Annotated in this window: 12 protein-coding genes; 7 read left to right on the forward strand and 5 right to left on the reverse strand. The window is 67.6% G+C overall.

Translation table 11 applies throughout. From position 1 onward, the window contains the following. Position 1: 1 nt before the first annotated feature. Positions 2-4,159 carry an ATP-binding protein gene (locus FLL57_RS15110; RefSeq protein WP_234713341.1) on the forward strand — a complete coding sequence of 1,386 codons (4,158 nt, stop codon included), beginning with the start codon at positions 2-4 and terminating at the stop codon, positions 4,157-4,159. A gap of 182 nt (positions 4,160-4,341) precedes the next feature. Then, on the forward strand, positions 4,342-4,614 hold the full coding sequence (locus FLL57_RS15115) for a hypothetical protein (protein WP_013501190.1): 273 nt from the start codon (positions 4,342-4,344) through the stop codon (positions 4,612-4,614). A gap of 49 nt (positions 4,615-4,663) precedes the next feature. On the opposite strand, the gene FLL57_RS15120 is transcribed toward FLL57_RS15115, so the two are convergent. The 3 genes from FLL57_RS15120 to FLL57_RS15130 all read right to left on the reverse strand — a co-directional run bounded on the left by FLL57_RS15120 (position 4,664) and on the right by FLL57_RS15130 (position 8,426). Beyond that, positions 4,664-6,157: a glycosyltransferase family 39 protein gene (locus FLL57_RS15120; protein WP_142883300.1), complete on the reverse strand. Its 1,494-nt coding sequence runs from the start codon at positions 6,155-6,157 to the stop codon at positions 4,664-4,666. A 157-nt stretch (positions 6,158-6,314) separates the two neighbouring features. Further along, positions 6,315-6,812 carry a peptide-methionine (R)-S-oxide reductase MsrB gene (msrB, locus tag FLL57_RS15125; protein WP_142883301.1) on the reverse strand — a complete coding sequence of 166 codons (498 nt, stop codon included), beginning with the start codon at positions 6,810-6,812 and terminating at the stop codon, positions 6,315-6,317. A gap of 153 nt (positions 6,813-6,965) precedes the next feature. After that, positions 6,966-8,426 carry an NAD(P)/FAD-dependent oxidoreductase gene (locus FLL57_RS15130; protein ID WP_142884226.1) on the reverse strand — a complete coding sequence of 487 codons (1,461 nt, stop codon included), beginning with the start codon at positions 8,424-8,426 and terminating at the stop codon, positions 6,966-6,968. Positions 8,427-8,568: 142 nt separating this feature from the next. On the opposite strand from FLL57_RS15130, the gene FLL57_RS15135 reads away from it, so the two are divergent. Together FLL57_RS15135 and FLL57_RS15140 are read left to right on the forward strand one after the other, a co-directional pair. Beyond that, positions 8,569-9,099, forward strand: coding sequence for a SixA phosphatase family protein (locus FLL57_RS15135; RefSeq protein ID WP_047308629.1), 531 nt, complete (start codon positions 8,569-8,571; stop codon positions 9,097-9,099). Positions 9,100-9,144: 45 nt separating this feature from the next. Next, positions 9,145-9,576, forward strand: a complete 432-nt coding sequence (locus tag FLL57_RS15140; RefSeq protein ID WP_047308639.1) for a universal stress protein — start codon at positions 9,145-9,147, stop codon at positions 9,574-9,576. A 24-nt stretch (positions 9,577-9,600) separates the two neighbouring features. Here the strand turns inward: FLL57_RS15140 and FLL57_RS15145 are convergent, their stop codons facing one another. Next, the gene (locus tag FLL57_RS15145; RefSeq protein WP_052960640.1) at positions 9,601-10,230 is read right to left on the reverse strand and encodes a hypothetical protein; all 630 of its coding nucleotides are present in this window, start codon (positions 10,228-10,230) and stop codon (positions 9,601-9,603) included. Positions 10,231-10,348: 118 nt separating this feature from the next. On the opposite strand from FLL57_RS15145, the gene FLL57_RS15150 reads away from it, so the two are divergent. After that, complete coding sequence (locus FLL57_RS15150) at positions 10,349-10,789, forward strand: hypothetical protein (protein WP_013501183.1); 441 nt, start codon at positions 10,349-10,351, stop codon at positions 10,787-10,789. 97 nt (positions 10,790-10,886) lie between these two features. On the opposite strand, the gene FLL57_RS15155 is transcribed toward FLL57_RS15150, so the two are convergent. Further along, positions 10,887-11,393 carry a ferritin-like domain-containing protein gene (locus FLL57_RS15155; RefSeq protein WP_013501182.1) on the reverse strand — a complete coding sequence of 169 codons (507 nt, stop codon included), beginning with the start codon at positions 11,391-11,393 and terminating at the stop codon, positions 10,887-10,889. Between the two features lie 395 nt (positions 11,394-11,788). Between FLL57_RS15155 and FLL57_RS15160 the strand changes: the two genes are divergently transcribed. Both FLL57_RS15160 and FLL57_RS15165 read left to right on the forward strand, forming a co-directional pair. Further along, positions 11,789-12,862: a UPF0104 family protein gene (locus FLL57_RS15160; RefSeq protein ID WP_013501180.1), complete on the forward strand. Its 1,074-nt coding sequence runs from the start codon at positions 11,789-11,791 to the stop codon at positions 12,860-12,862. 94 nt (positions 12,863-12,956) lie between these two features. Next, positions 12,957-14,996, forward strand: a complete 2,040-nt coding sequence (locus FLL57_RS15165; RefSeq protein ID WP_047308637.1) for a hypothetical protein — start codon at positions 12,957-12,959, stop codon at positions 14,994-14,996. Positions 14,997-15,033 lie beyond the last annotated feature (37 nt).

Genomic DNA, 15,033 nt, shown 5'->3' on the forward strand with positions numbered 1-15,033 from the left:
GATGCGCGCGTTCAATTGGGAGTCGACCCCGATCGGCCCGCCGGAGAGCTGGCCCCAGGCGCTGAAGACCGCCGTCCGTATCATGCTGACGTCGCAGCAGCCGATCTGGATCGGCTGGGGTGCGGAGCTGACCTACCTGTACAACGATCCCTACAAGTCGATCATCGGCGGCAAGCACCCATGGGCGCTCGGCCGCCCGACCTCGGACGTCTGGTCGGAGATCTGGCAGGACATCGCCCCCCTGCTCGCCAAGGCGACCAGCGGCCACGAGGGCACTTATGTGGAGGCCCAGCTCCTGATCATGGAGCGCAACGGCTTTCCCGAGGAGACCTACTACACCTTCTCCTACAGCCCGATTCCGACCGACGACGGCTCCCCCGGCGGCATCTTCTGCGCCAACACCGACGACACCCAGCGTGTCATCACTGAACGTCAACTGTCGCTGCTGCGCGACCTCGCCGCCAGCGCCGCCGAATCCCGCAGCGTGACCCAGGCCTGCGAGCGCAGCGCGGTGGCGCTCGCCACCGATTCCCGCGACCTGCCGTTCGCGCTGATCTATCTCACCGCACCCGGCGGCAGCCGCGCCGAGCTTGCCGCTTCCGCCGGAATCGATGCGAGCCACCCGGCGGTCAAGCAGGCGCTGTCGCTCGCCGACGGCGACGAATTCTGGCCGGTCACCGAAGCCAGCCGCCTCAACGCGCCGGTTCTGGTGCCGGATCTCGACGCCCGGTTCGGCGTCGTGTTTCCGACCGGCGGCTGGCGCCAGCCGCCGAACCGCGCGGTCGTGCTGCCGATTCCTGCAAGCGGCGACACCGGCCGCTCCGGCTTCCTGATCGCGGGGCTGAACCCGTTTCGGCTGTACGACACCGCCTATCAGGACTTTCTCGCTCTGGCGGCCGGGCAAATCTCGGCTGCGATCACAAATGCCGACGCCTATCAGGAGGAGCGCCGCCGCGCCGAAGCGCTGGCCGAGATCGACCGCGCCAAGACCGCGTTCTTCTCCAATGTCAGCCACGAGTTCCGCACGCCGCTGACGCTGATGCTGAGTCCGCTGGAAGAAGCGCTCGGCCGCGACGCCATCCCGGACGAACAGCGCTCGCTGCTCGGCGTCGCCCACCGCAACGGTCTGCGCCTGCTGAAGCTGGTCAACACCCTGCTCGATTTCGCCCGGATCGAGGCCGGCCGGGTCACCGCGCATTTCACTCCGGTCGATCTGTCGTCGTTCACGGCCGAACTGGCGTCGAATTTCCGTTCCGCGCTCGACCGCGCCGGCCTGCGCCTGGTGATCGATGCGCCGCCGCTGCCGCAGCCGGTCCATGTCGACCGCGACATGTGGGAAAAGATCGTCCTCAACCTGCTGTCGAACGCTTTCAAGTTCACCTTCGACGGCGAGATTGCGATCAGCGTCCGCGCCGCGGCCGACGGCCGCCACGCGGTCGTCGAGGTCCGGGACACCGGCACCGGCATCCCGCCCACCGAGATTCCGCATCTGTTCGAGCGGTTCCGCCGGGTCGAGGGCGCGCGCGGCCGCTCGATCGAAGGCAGCGGCATCGGGCTCGCACTGGTGCAGGAGTTGATCAAGCTGCACAGCGGCTCGATCAGCGTCGACAGCAAGATCGGCCGCGGCTCGATCTTCCGCGTCACGCTGCCATTCGGCGCCGCCCACCTTCCGGCCGACCGCCCCCGTCACGCCGCGCTGCAGGTCTCGACCAATGTCCGCGCCCAGGCCTATCTCGACGAGGCGATCGGCTGGCTCGGCGACGGCCGCAACGAGGATCTGCCGGCAGCCTCCGGGGCGCAGGATCTCGGATTCGTCACCACCCCGGCAACCGATCGGCCGCACATCCTGCTCGCCGACGACAATCACGACATGCGCGACTACGTCGCCCGGCTGCTCGGCGACGCCTATGTGGTCGAAGCAGTCGGCGACGGCGCTGCGGCGCTCGAGGCCGTGAAGCAGCGCCGGCCGGATCTGGTGCTCAGCGACGTGATGATGCCGCGGCTCGACGGTCTCGGCCTGCTGAAAGCACTGCGCAGCGACCCGGCGCTCGCCGACCTGCCGGTGATCTTCCTGTCAGCGCGCGCCGGAGAGGAGGCCCGGCTAGAGGGATTGGAGGCAGGCGCCGACGACTATCTCAGCAAGCCGTTCAGCGCCCGTGAACTGCTCACGCGGGTCCGCGCTAATCTCGACACCGCCGCGCTGCGGCGGACCGCGCTGCGCACCGAGTACGCGCTGCGCCAGGAGGCGCAGGCGGCGCGCAAGCAAGCGGAGGGCATTCTGGCGTCGATCAGCGACGGTTTCATCGCGCTCGACGAGGAGTACCGCTTCACTTACGTCAATGCCGCCGCTGAGCGGCTGATCCGGAGCAGCGCCGGCGAGCTGATCGGCAAGGTGTGTTGGGACGTCTACCCGATGCTGCTCGGGACAGAAATCGAGCGAGCCTATCGCCGCGCCATGACCGAGCGCGTCGCTTGCGAGTTCGAAAGCTACGATCCGCCGAGCAGGCGCTGGTTCGAATTGCGGGTGACGCCGGCCAACGGCAACAGCATTTCGGTGTACTTTCGCGACGTCACCGAGCAGAAGAAAGCCGAGGCGGCGCTGCGCGACATCAACGAACAGCTCGAGGAGCAGGTGGCGGAGCGCACCGCCGAGCTGCAGCAGAAGGAGGCGCGACTCCGCACCATCTTCGCCGCGAGCTACACCTATCAGGCGTTGCTCGACATCGACGGCGTGGTGCTCGACGCCAATCGCACCTCGCTGGCCGGCATCGGCACCGAGCCCCACGCGGTCATCGGCAAACCGGTATGGGACACCCCGTGGTTCGCCGCCACGCCAGGCATGGCGGAGCAGATCCGCAGCGACGTCGCTGCCGTCGCGTCCGGCAATCCGGTTCGGCGCGAACTTCACATCAACTTGCCGGTCGGCGGCTGGCGCTGGTTCGATTACCAGATGCGCCCGGTACACGATCCGCAAGGCAAGGTGATCGCGATCGTTCCCGAGGCGGTCGACATCACGGAGCGGCGCAAGGCCGAAGAAGCGTTCCGGCAGGCGCAGAAGATGGAGGCGATCGGCCAGCTCACCGGAGGGGTCGCCCATGACTTCAACAACATGCTGACGGTGATCCGTTCGTCGGCGGATCTCCTGCGCCGGCGCGAGCTTCCGCCGGAGCGGATTCGCCGCTACGTCGATGCGATCTCCGACACCGCCGATCGCGCCGCCAAGCTGACCGGCCAGCTTCTCACCTTCGCGCGCCGCCACGCGCAGAACCGCGAAGTATTCGATGCGGCCGCACATCTCGAGCAAATCGCCGACATGCTGCGGACGGCGCTGGGCTCGCGCGCGGCGTTCCATCTCGACATCACCGAGCGCCCGTTGCCGGTCGAGGCCGACCCCAATCAGTTCGATGCGGCGCTGGTCAATCTGGTGGCCAATGCGCGCGACGCGATGGACGGCCACGGCAGGCTCACAGTGTCGCTGATCCGGTCTGCGCCGACGCCGCAAGAGACCGCAGCCGGACATGGCGGCTTCGTTGCGGTGTCGATCGCCGACACCGGCTGCGGCATTCCGCGCGAGCAGATTGAACGAATCTTCGAGCCGTTTTTCACCACCAAGGACATCGGCCGCGGCACCGGGCTCGGATTGTCGCAGGTCTACGGTTTCGTGCAGCAATCAGGCGGCAGCATCCACGTCGACAGCGACATCGGACGCGGCACTACCATCACGCTGCGGTTGCCGCTGAGCGACAAGCCGGTCCAACGCCGCAACGGAACCGGCAGCGACGCCGTCGACGGCCGGCAGCGCGGCTGCATCCTGGTCGTCGAGGACAACACGGAGGTCGGCGAATTCTCCACGCAACTGCTGCAGGATCTCGGCTACCAGACGGTGCTGGCCTCGTCCGGCGAGCAGGCGCTGGCGCTGCTCGGCGATAACGCCCGCAGGTTCGATCTGGTGCTCAGCGATGTCGCGATGCCGGGGATGGACGGGGTGACGCTCGGCCGTGAGATCAAGAAGCGATTGCCGGAACTGCCGGTCGTCCTGAACTCCGGCTACGCCCACATGCTCGCCGAGGAGGACCACGGCTTCGAGCTGCTGCACAAGCCATATTCGGTCGAGGATCTGTCGAAAATCCTTCGCAAGGCGATGGCCGAACGGGCCTGATCGGCGGGCTGCGGCGGGCAATTGCGCGGCGGACGCTGCGTTCGCGTCAATGTGATCGCCGGCTCGCAAACGTTGGGCTATCGCATTGAGCCAGATCATTTCTCCCGACATTCGGGCGTGGCATCGAGGCCCTCATTCCGGCCCGAGCATGTTTGTCCGCGAGCGTTGCCCAAGAGCGTACCATGACCGAGATCGAGATCGCCCAGCAGGTGCTGTCCTGCCTGCACCAAACCGAATCGGCGGAACCGCGTTCCGCAGTGTCGACGCTGAAGGGATTGATCAGCTACATCCACGGCGCCGGCAACGTTCACTCCTGCGAGGTCGACGAGGCCCGCTCTTCGACCTTCATGGCGATCTGCGAATACGCCAAGGCCCTGCATCGCGGTCTGCCCGCCGACGGGCTGCGTCCGGCAGCGATCGACGCCGCCGAAAAATGGCGGGCGCTGGCGGGCTGACGCGCCGGCCAAATCTGATCCCCGCCATTCCGAAACGTTTTCCGAGACGCTACTTGCCACACGCTTTGGGTGCGACGAACCGGTAGTAGTACTCTTTGGTCTTGCCGTTGCGGGTGCGCAGCACCGGCACGTCGATGCGTTTCTCCTCCGACATCGCCCGTCCCGGATAGGCGGCCGCGAATTGCGCCGGCACCTGTGGCAGTGTGTAGACCAGCACGGCGCCCCTGTCGTCGAACTTACGCTGATCGAACCAGCGCGTCGCCGGGATGAAGTGGATGGTGGTGGAGTCGGCGTCGGGACCGGCGGCGATGCCGATGCCGTACACCGTCTGGCGGTCGCCGAGGAAATAGCCCGGGCCGCAGGTGTACTGGCTGCGCCAATCGTCGAGTATCAGGCGTGCCGCATCGGCGGTCGGCTCCTGCAGCCCGCTGTGCGAGGCCGGCCCGAGGTAGGCGATCGCCGCTGCGGCGGTAAGCACCGCGTACAGCCCCGCCAGCGTCCAGCCGGTCTGCCGCTCGCAGGTCTGGCGGCGCGGCTCGTTCCAGCGCAGCAGCGGCGCCAGCGCCGGCACCGCCAGCAGCGAGAACGGCGCGCCATAGCGGGCGATGTATTCCAGCCCGAGGACGAGGATCAGGCCGAGCAGAATCAGCAGCATCGCGACGTTGACGATCACGATGAATTTCAGATCGTCGCTTGCGTCCGCGAACCGCGGTAGCCGCACCGTGATCATGCGCCGCGCGCTCGACACCGCGACGATCACCGCGCCCGGCAGCAGCAGCAGCAGATAGCCGGCCGCCAACAGTCCGACCCGTCGGGCGCTGTCACTGAACGAGCCGAACCCGGTGAAGTGGCGTTCGCCATAAGCCAGGGTGCTGCCGAACTTCAGCGCGGTGATGACGTGCGGCAGCAGCAGCAGCGTGGCGATCAACGCCGCCACATACAATCCTGGCCGCGCCAGGCAGCGCCGGAACGACGGCACTGCGACGAGGCCGATCGCCATCGCCAGAAACAGCACCGCGGCGTTGTACTTGGTCAGCGCCGCGACCGCCGCCCAGATCCCGAGCAGGATCCAATGCGACCAGCGGTCGCTCTGCCGCGCGCGCAGGAAGTGATAGATCACCGCCGGCCACGAGGTGAGCTGCAGGATATCGGCGTTGAGCGCCCAGGACAGCGGCGCCGACACCGCATAGAACGAGGTGCCGGCAAGCACGATCAGATAGATCGCCATCGTGCGTTCGACCAGCAGCCGCAGGATCGCGTAGAGATACGCGAACCCGATCACCATCAGCACCTGATTGGCGGCGACGATCGCGGTACCGGACGGACCGAACAGGCGGTCGACCAAGCCGCCGGCCCACACCATCATCGGCGGATGCACCGGCGTGATCAGCGGGAAGTGGCGCCCCCACGCGACCAGCTCACGGGTGTCGTAGAGCGGCGTCGGAAATACGATCGCTGCGAGAACCACCGGCAGAACGATCGCCGCCGCGAGAATGGCCAGCAGGCTACGGGAGCCCCCCGGCTGCGACACCACAGGTTGCATCAGGGCCGGCCGCCACATTTCCGAATGTTAATGTGCCCGGGATATGCGGGAGCGACGCTCGGATTGTCAACCGAAGGCGGCCGACTTCCCCGCGCCAGCCGCAGTGTTTGAGACGCGGAAGCAAGTCTTTCACGCGATTGTCACGCCCCGTTGCCCGTCAGCTCGGGTTCGGCGTCGCCGGGTGGAAGGTCAGCGCGTAGCCGTCCATGCAATAGCGCAGCCCGGTCGGCTTCGGTCCGTCATCGAACACATGACCGAGATGGCCGCCGCAGCGACGGCAGTGCACCTCGGTCCGCGTCATCCCGAGCGTGGTATCTGTACGCTCCCCCACGGCATTCGGCAGCGGCTGCCAGAAGCTCGGCCAGCCGGTGCCGCTGTCGAACTTGGTATCGGACGAGAACAGCGGTAGATCGCAACCGGCGCAGGCGAAGGTGCCCTTGCGGTGCTCCTTGAGCAGCGGGCTGGAGAACGGCCGCTCGGTGCCCTCCTCGCGCAGGATGTGATACTGCATCGGCGTAAGTTGCTTGCGCCATTCCTCCGGCGTCTTTTCGATCTCGAACTTCTCGGCCGCGCGGGCGGCGTCCGGCCGCAGCCAGCGGAAGCCGAAGAAGGCGGCAAGGGCGGCGGAAGCGAGCAGCATGCGGCGATCGATCATGGTGGTGTTCCCTGCGTGACGGGCGCGGGCGCCCCGACGGCACTGTCGTCAGATACGAAGCGGCCGCGTCTCAGGTTACACCGGCAGTCCTTTCGCCCGCTCACATTGTCGCGAGATGGCCGCGTCGCGACATGGCCGCGCCGCTGCCGGGAGCTATTCGCCCGATGGCGGCGGGACCGGACGGCGCGACGGCGCGTTCGGGGGCGCGGCATTCGCAGATTCGGCAGCCCGCAACAGCGCCACCCGGGCCCGCCGCTCCTCCCGCTTGGCCGCGGCGCGGGTGTCCCGGATCCGGGTCCGGGCGGCGGCGCGCTCGCGATAGCGCGCCAGCGCGCCGGCTGCGAGCGCGCTCTCCCGGGTGACGAAATACACCCCCTGCCCGACGATGCGACCGATGGTGCCGCCGGCCCACACCAGATCGAACGGAGAAAACAGCTTCCAGCGCTCGTCGTTATCGGTCAGCCCCCGGGCGATCAGCCGTCCGGCAATCGCTGTGGCGGCAAGCCCCTGACGGCCGAAACCGCTTGCAACCCAAAGACCGGGGCGCAGCTCGCCGATCTGAGGCATGCCGTGCACCGTCATCCCCACCGCCGCACTGAAGCAGTGCGCGATCTCGACCTCGCCGAGCTGCGGGAACACCGCGCGAATCCGACGCCGGACGATCCCCGCCAGCCGCTGCGGTGCGACCTCGAAAGTGGTCTCGCCGCTCGCCCACAGCAGGCGGTCGCCGCCGACGATGCGGTAGTGATCGACACCATCGGTGTCGGCGATCGATCCGGCGAACGCGATCGCCTCGGCAAGGCGTTCGCCGAGCGGCGCGGTCAGCGCCGCTGCGCGCCACACCGGCAGCAATGTTTCAGTGACCCGCCGCGACGGCGCACCGAGATGAACGCTGCCGGCGAGCACGATGTCGGAAGCGCGCAGCCGGGCGTGTGGGGTGAAGATCCGCTTGCGGATGCCGGAGAAGTCGATGCCGACCGCCGGAGTTTCCTCGAAGATCCGCACGCCCGCCTGCCGCGCCAGCCGCTCCAGCCCGTACAAATAACAACGGCCGTCGAGCTGGAACGCGGTCGGGTAGTGGATGCCGTGGAAATAGCGGTCGGTCCGCAGCACGTCGCGGACCTTGTCGATCGCCCAGCCCTCGACCTCCGAACCGAAGTCGACGCCGAGCGTCTGCAACCGCTCGACCAGGCGGTCGCCGAGATCCACATTGGAGACCTCCAGCGCGCCCGCCGACAGCGCGATGCCGGGCATCGCGTCTTCCGTGGCACGGGCGCGGACGATCTCCATGCCTTCGCGCGACAGCGCCCACAGCGCACTGGCGTGCGCGAGGCCGACGCGGGCGATCATATCTGCGATCGGCACCCCATAGCCCGGCATCACCGTGCCGAGATGATGCCCCGAGGCTCCGCCGCCGATCCGCCCGCTCTCCAGCACGGCGACGCTGAGGCCGGCCTGCGCGGCCTCCAGCGCGACCGACAGACCGGCGAGGCCGGCGCCGATCACGCACAGATCGACATCGAGATCGAAGGTCAGCCGCGCGTGCGGTTCCGCACCGGGGTCGGGAGCGAAACCACCCGGTCCATTGGTCGCACTTGTCGGGAGCAAATCCATGCCGTTTCCTAAAGAGCGCATCCGCAAGCGAGGGGCCGATTTTGCGAGATACGCGTTCAATACGGACAGCACGGACGGTTGTCACCTTGTCCTGTCCGCCCTTGCCGATTAATCCGAAAGCTCCGCCCGCTGGAAAGAACTCATGCGCCGCCTGATCCTGCTTCGACACGCCAAAACCGAAAGGGACGCGCCGAGCGGCAAGGACCATGACCGGCGGCTGGAGGATCGCGGCCGGAGCGATGCCGCCGAGATCGCCGCCTGGCTCGCCGCCGAGCATCTGGTGCCCGACCAGGTGCTGATCTCGACCGCGACCCGGACCCGGCAGACATGGGATGTGCTGTCCGAGCTGTTTCCGGCGAGCAGCGAACCGCAGGTCGAGTACCTGCCTGAGCTATACAGCGCGAGCGCCTCGCAACTGCTGCAAGCCATCCACGAGGTATCGGCCGGCATCAACCGCCTGATGCTGATCGGACACAATCCGGGCCTGCACGAGCTGGCGCTGGCGCTCACCTGCACCTGCAACGAGGCCGAGCGGCGGCACCTCTCCGGCAGCATGCCGACCGCGGCGGCGGTGGTGATCGACTTTCCGATCGCCGACTGGGCGGACGCCTCGTTCGGGACCGGCAAGCTGCAGCATTTCGTCAGCCCGAAAGCGTTGCGCGAGGCGAGCTGACGGAGGACGATGGCGCCGCCTGCCGCTGATCAGGAGGTTCCGGCGATGTTCAAGTCCATCCTCGTGCCGATCGATCTGGTCGATCCGGCGCTCGCCGGGCCGGCGATCACGACCGCCGCGAAGCTCGCCGACAGCTACGACGGCAAAGTCCGGCTGCTGCACGTGCTGGCGATGACCCCGGTGATGCTGGCCGAATACGTCCCGGCGGATTTCGACGATCAGCAGCGGCAATCCGCCGAAGCGGCGCTGACCGAGATCGCCCGCACCTCCGCCATCCCGCCACAGCGGCTGTCGACCAGCGTCCGCCAAGGCGGAATCTATCACGAGATCCTCGAAGAGGTCGCGGCGATCGGCGCTGATCTGATCGTGATGAGTTCGCACCGACCGGCGATGCGCAGCTACTTCCTTGGCTCCAACGCCGGCCACGTGGTGCGCTACGCGCCGTGCTCGGTGCTGGTGGTACGGGAAGGCAAATAGCCCGGCTCTCGCCAGCCGGCGCGGCTACGGCAGCAGATCCTTCGGCACGTCGTCGAAAGTGTAGCGACGCGGGCGGTTGCGGCGGATGAAGCCGCCGATCTGCCAGCCGAACAACACCGCAAAGCCGGCCAGAAACAGCGCCCCGGACCACGACCCCACCGCCACCGCGCGCGCCAGCAGACCGGTGAGCGCCGCCGCGACCAGGGCGATCAGCACCAGAGCCGCAGTATGCACCGCCGGCCGCAATCCGCCGATCAGTTCGGCGTGGCTGCCGGCGTCGCGCATCCGCCGGTGCAGATCGAGCATGAAGGTGCGGTAGGCCTGGTCCTGAGGCGCCATCAGCGCCACCGTCTGCCAGGTGGTCGACAGAATCCGCAGCCGTGCGCCGGAGCCGTCCTCGATATCGGCGCGGTAGCGGCGCGATTGCATCGACACCGGCCGATAGCTCAGCCGCACCTTGGTGATCGTCGCATAGGGCCAGATCCCCGCCTTGGGTCCGACCCGCCAGATCAGGCCATCGTCGCCGAGCTCGAATTGCCGCGCAGCACCGATCAGCGACGCCTTGTAGGCGTAAGCCGTGCCGCGTTCGCCGTGGTCGCTGCTCGGGTCGGATCGTGACGTCACGCTGAAAGCCCCCTGCCGGTTCGCCGTCATTGCCGGAGCGCGGGCGGCGACGCAATGCGGCGTTCAGCCCACCGCGATCGAAGCGGGAACGGCAACTTGTCGGCAAAGGCCGGGTTTTCTACAATCCGGCCTCACGCCGGACCGAACCATGCCGAATACCGAAGCCACCCCATATCCCCGCCGCCTGATCCTCGCCGGCGCGCTGGTCTCCGGCCTGTTGCTGGCGCTGGCGTTGCACATGCTCGGGCAGAGCGTCGGCCTCGATCTCGGCGGGTTGTGGCGCAGCGATTCCGGCAGCTTGATGCCGGCGAGCGCCGCGCTGGCCTGGTGGCTGGTGGCGACCGGCGGCTTCGCCGGCGGTTACTTCACGGCGCGGCTGATGGACCATGCGGTCGCCGGCCAGATCCCGCCGAAGCTGCGCCAGTTCCTGATTGCGGTCGGGGTGCTGGTGCTCGCGGCCGCCGGCCGGGCCGCATCGGCGCCATCGGCGGTACCGAGCGCGGCAGGCGTGATCGCCGGCCTGGCGACCCTGCTGCTGGGCGCCGCGATGGCATTCTGCGGCGCATATTTCGCCTTGCGCAAAACCTAAGCATCAAGGCCCGGCTCGGGCAGCCGGAATCACCAAAGGCCGCCCGGAGATCCGCGCGGCCTTTGGCCTCATCGAAGCGTCACATCGCCGTCGTAACTCAACCGGCAGCCCGCAGATTGATCTGGCTCTCCGCCAGGGTGTTCAGCTTCTTGTCGGTCGCCTTCTCTTCGTCCAGCGTCTTTTGCAGCACCGCTGCACAATCGTTGCGTCCGAGCAGCTTGGCCCACGAAACCAGGCTGCCGTAGCGCACGATTTCGTAGTGTTCGACCGCCTGGGCGGCGTTGATCAGCGCCGCGTCGAGCACCTTCTTGTCCTCGACTTCGCCGGCGGTCTCATCGGCCTCTTCGATGATGCCGTCGATCGCCGGGCAATCGACCGCCTTGGGCTGGACACCGTGCATTTCGAACACCTGCTCGAGCCGTTTCACGTGGCCCTTGGTCTCGTCGAAATGCGTCAGGAACCCTTGTTTCAGCATCGGATCCGAGGCTTTGTCGGCCATCTTGGGAATCGCCTTCAGAAGCTGCTTCTCGGCGTAGTAGATGTCCTGCAACTGATGCACGAACAGATCATCCATCGTCTTGATGTCTTTAGTGAAAAGTCCCATTGCCGATCCTCTCTCGTTGCGCCCGGCGGGCGCTGGGCAAGCCCTGCCGCGGCCGTCGGGGCGTTAACCAGCGACAGCGAACGTTCGTTCCGGATCAGACCGGGCAAGCCGTCGCAATGGCGCGCACCGGGCGAGGCGCCTATATGGCAGCGGGCGGCCGATATGGCGGCTCTTCGGGGCGGCCATGCAGCCGTCGACCGGCTCATTTGCGTCACGTCAAGGGCGCATCCTGCCGGTCGTCTCATCGATGTGGCGATCCGCGCGTGACAGTACGGCGGATTGCACGACGGGGTATTTATGCCCTAAGGAATTGCGCGGATGAGTAAGTCGGATGCCGGTAGCAATGTGGTGCTGCGGGCGGTGTCCGTCGCGTTGCCGCCCCGCCGGGAGGACGAATGCATCGACTGCTGAGCGCGCTGGGGCGTGGCTTCAAGACGTATATCGGCTGGAAACGGGTCGGTATCGTCGCCAGCATCCTGATTATCGGCTTCGCGATTACGTCGCTGATCCGTACCCTCAAGGGGGTCGATCACACCATCATTCTGACCGCGCTGACCGAGAAGAGCCCGACCCAGATCGGGCTGGCGGCGCTGTGCGTGGTGGGGGCGTTCTGCACCCTGACGTTCTACGACTTCTTCGCCCTGCGAACGATCGGCAAGCTGCACGTGCCTTACCGCATCGCGGCGCTGTCGTCGTTCACCTCCTACGTCATCGGTCACAATCTCGGCGCCACGGTGTTCACCGGCGGTGCGATCCGGTTCCGGATCTATTCGGACTACGGTCTGTCGGCGATCGATGTCGCCAAGATCTGCTTCATCTCCGGCCTGACGTTCTGGCTCGGCAATCTGTTCGTGCTCGGCATCGGCATGATCTGGCACCCGGCCGCGGCGAGCGCGATGGACCTGCTGCCCGACCAGATCAACCGGCTGATCGGTGTCGCCTGTCTGGCCGGCATCGCCGCCTATTTCGTCTGGCTGGCGACCGGCAAGAAGCGCCGCGAACTCGGCCAGAACGGCTGGAAGGTGGTGCTGCCGTCGGCCAAGCTGACGCTGGTGCAGGTGCTGATCGGCGTGGTCGATCTCGGGTTCTGCGCGCTGGCGATGTACCTGTTGATGCCGGCCGAGCCCTATATCGACTATGTGTCGCTGGCGGTGGTGTTCATCCTTGCGACCCTGCTCGGCTTCGCCAGTCACGCCCCCGGCAGCCTCGGCGTGTTCGACGCCGCGATGCTGGTTGCGCTGCCGATGTTCGCCCGCGAGGACATCATCGCCACGCTGCTGATCTACCGCGTGCTGTATTTCCTGCTGCCGTTCGGGATCGCGATCTCGATCATGGGGCTGCGCGAGATCTGGCTCAGCGTGATCAAGCCGTGGCAGGAGCGCCGCAACGGCAACGGTCACGCCGCAACCGCCGCTGCACCGGCGCACGCGCCGGTCGGGCAGGTGGCCCAGCGTTCGTCCAAGCTCTGACCGCGAAATTCGCTCGTCGCAGCAGCCGGGGCCCCATATTTTGGCCTCAACCGCAGCGTCATTGACCGAAATCGCTCATGGCCGCGTGTTCACGATGTCTCGTATCCGCTCACTGGCGTTGCTGCTGCTGCTGACCGGCACGGCAGGCGCCCCGATCGCTCCCGCCCTCGCCCAGGCGCCGTTGCTCGGCGGCTCCGACCCCGCGGCTTCCGCCCCGCCGGTCGCGGCTCAGCCGGCAGCACCGCCGATCGCGGCGGTGCCGGTCACCGACGGCTCGATCCAGATCGATTGGGAGGTGCGCAACCGCTTCCGGCTGTTTCGCGAGGAGCGCGACTTCCGCGAGCAGGTCGAGGCGCTGTCCGGCCTGACGGTGCTGGCGTCCGAGCAGACCCTCGGCCGGCAGAGCGAAGGCCGCGGCTGGGCCCGCAACGTCGTCAACCGGCTGTGCATCGATCTCGCCGGCCGGGTCAACGAGCCCTGCACCCGTGACGGCGTCAAGGAAAGCTACCTCACCCCGACCGAGCATCCGGTGACGGTGCGGCTCGCCGGCGCGATCCCGGTCGGTGCGATCTGCGCCTGGACGTTCGACGACGGCGACGGTCCGCGCAACGCCACCCAGGACTGCGCCGAGCCGATCAATTTCCGCGCCCGCTACGGCAAGCCGACGATCGCCTCCGTCGACATTACCAGCGGTGCGGATGCGCCGCTGCGCGTCACCACCCAGATCATGGTGCGGGATTTCTTCATCGCCGGCCTCGGCGACTCGATCGGCTCCGGCGAAGGCAATCCGGACCGCGCCATCGCGCTGTCGGACGAGGGCTTCTGCTTCAAGTCGTATCTCGGCAGCGGCATCGGCCAGTTCTACCGGCCGAGCCGGGCCGGCTTCAAAGGCGGCCGCGCCTGCGAGGCGCCCGACACACTGGCGAACTGGCAGCGTTATTCGGCGACCTGGTTCAACGCCGCCTGCCACCGCTCGCTGTACAGCTACCAGACCCGCACCGCGCTGGCGCTGGCGGTGCGGCATCCGCACATCGCGGTCACCTATCTGCCGCTCGCCTGCACCGGCGCCACCATCACCGACGGGCTGTTCGGCTCGCAGCGCGCCCGCGAGTGCATCCGCACCAAATCCGGTACCTCGTGTCCCGGCAGCGTCGACGGCCAGCTCGGCGAACTGCGGGCCGCGCTCACCGCGGTGCACCGCCGTCAGCCGGACCGCAATCTCGACCTGGTGCTGCTGTCGATCGGCGCCAACGACATCAACTTCTCGGGCCTCGTGGCCGACGTCATCGTCGACTCGCCGACCGAGCGGGCGCTGTTCCGCCGCTCCGGCGTGATCGGCTCGGTCGAGGAATCGCGCACCGCGCTGGCCCGCACCCTGCCACGGGATTTCGCGCGGCTGCGCGAGGCGCTGAAGCCGATGGTCGGGGATCTATCGCGCGTGGTCTATGTCGCCTACGGCAACCCCGCACTATCCAATCGCGGCACGCCGTGCCCGGGCGGCCCGGCCGGCTTCGACATCCATCCCTCGTTCAACGCCGATCCGACCCGGCTCGGAGCGGTCTCCTCGTTCGTCGACAACGAATTCCTGCCGCGGCTGAAGGATCTGGCGCAATGCTCCAACGGGGTGCTGTGCCGCGATCCGTCGTCGGATCGGATGACCTTCGTCGACAGCCATCAGCGGGCATTCGCCGATCACGGCTTCTGCGCCCGCGCCGCCACCGATCCCGAATTCGATCGCGCCTGCTTCTCGCAGAACGGCACCAGCTTCAACGCCGACATCGTCACCGCCGGCAACTCGCCGATGACCTGCGGCGCCGGCGCCAGCAACTACCGTGCTTACCTGCCGCGTGCCCGCTGGATCCGCGACGCCAACGACAGTTACTTCGCCGCGATGACCTATCCGCAGGGTCTCGCCGCAGCGATCCAGCCGGCCGACATCCATGACGCGACCTGGGGCGTGGTCTCGGCGGTGTACGGCGGCGCGATTCATCCGACCGCCGAAGGCCACGCCGCGATGGCCGACGCTGCGGTGCCGGCGGTCGAGGCGGTGCTGTCGCTGCAGCCCGGCGGCCCCGACGTGGTGAGCCAGCCGCTGCCGCCGCCGGCGGTGACGGCTCCGGCGACCACCGAGTAGAAGCGCTCAGCTTCGGATGGTTCAGACCTGAAATGAT

The sequence above is a fragment of the Rhodopseudomonas palustris genome (genome assembly GCF_007005445.1).
In the GTDB taxonomy this organism is placed as follows: Bacteria; Pseudomonadota; Alphaproteobacteria; order Rhizobiales; family Xanthobacteraceae; genus Rhodopseudomonas; species Rhodopseudomonas palustris_G.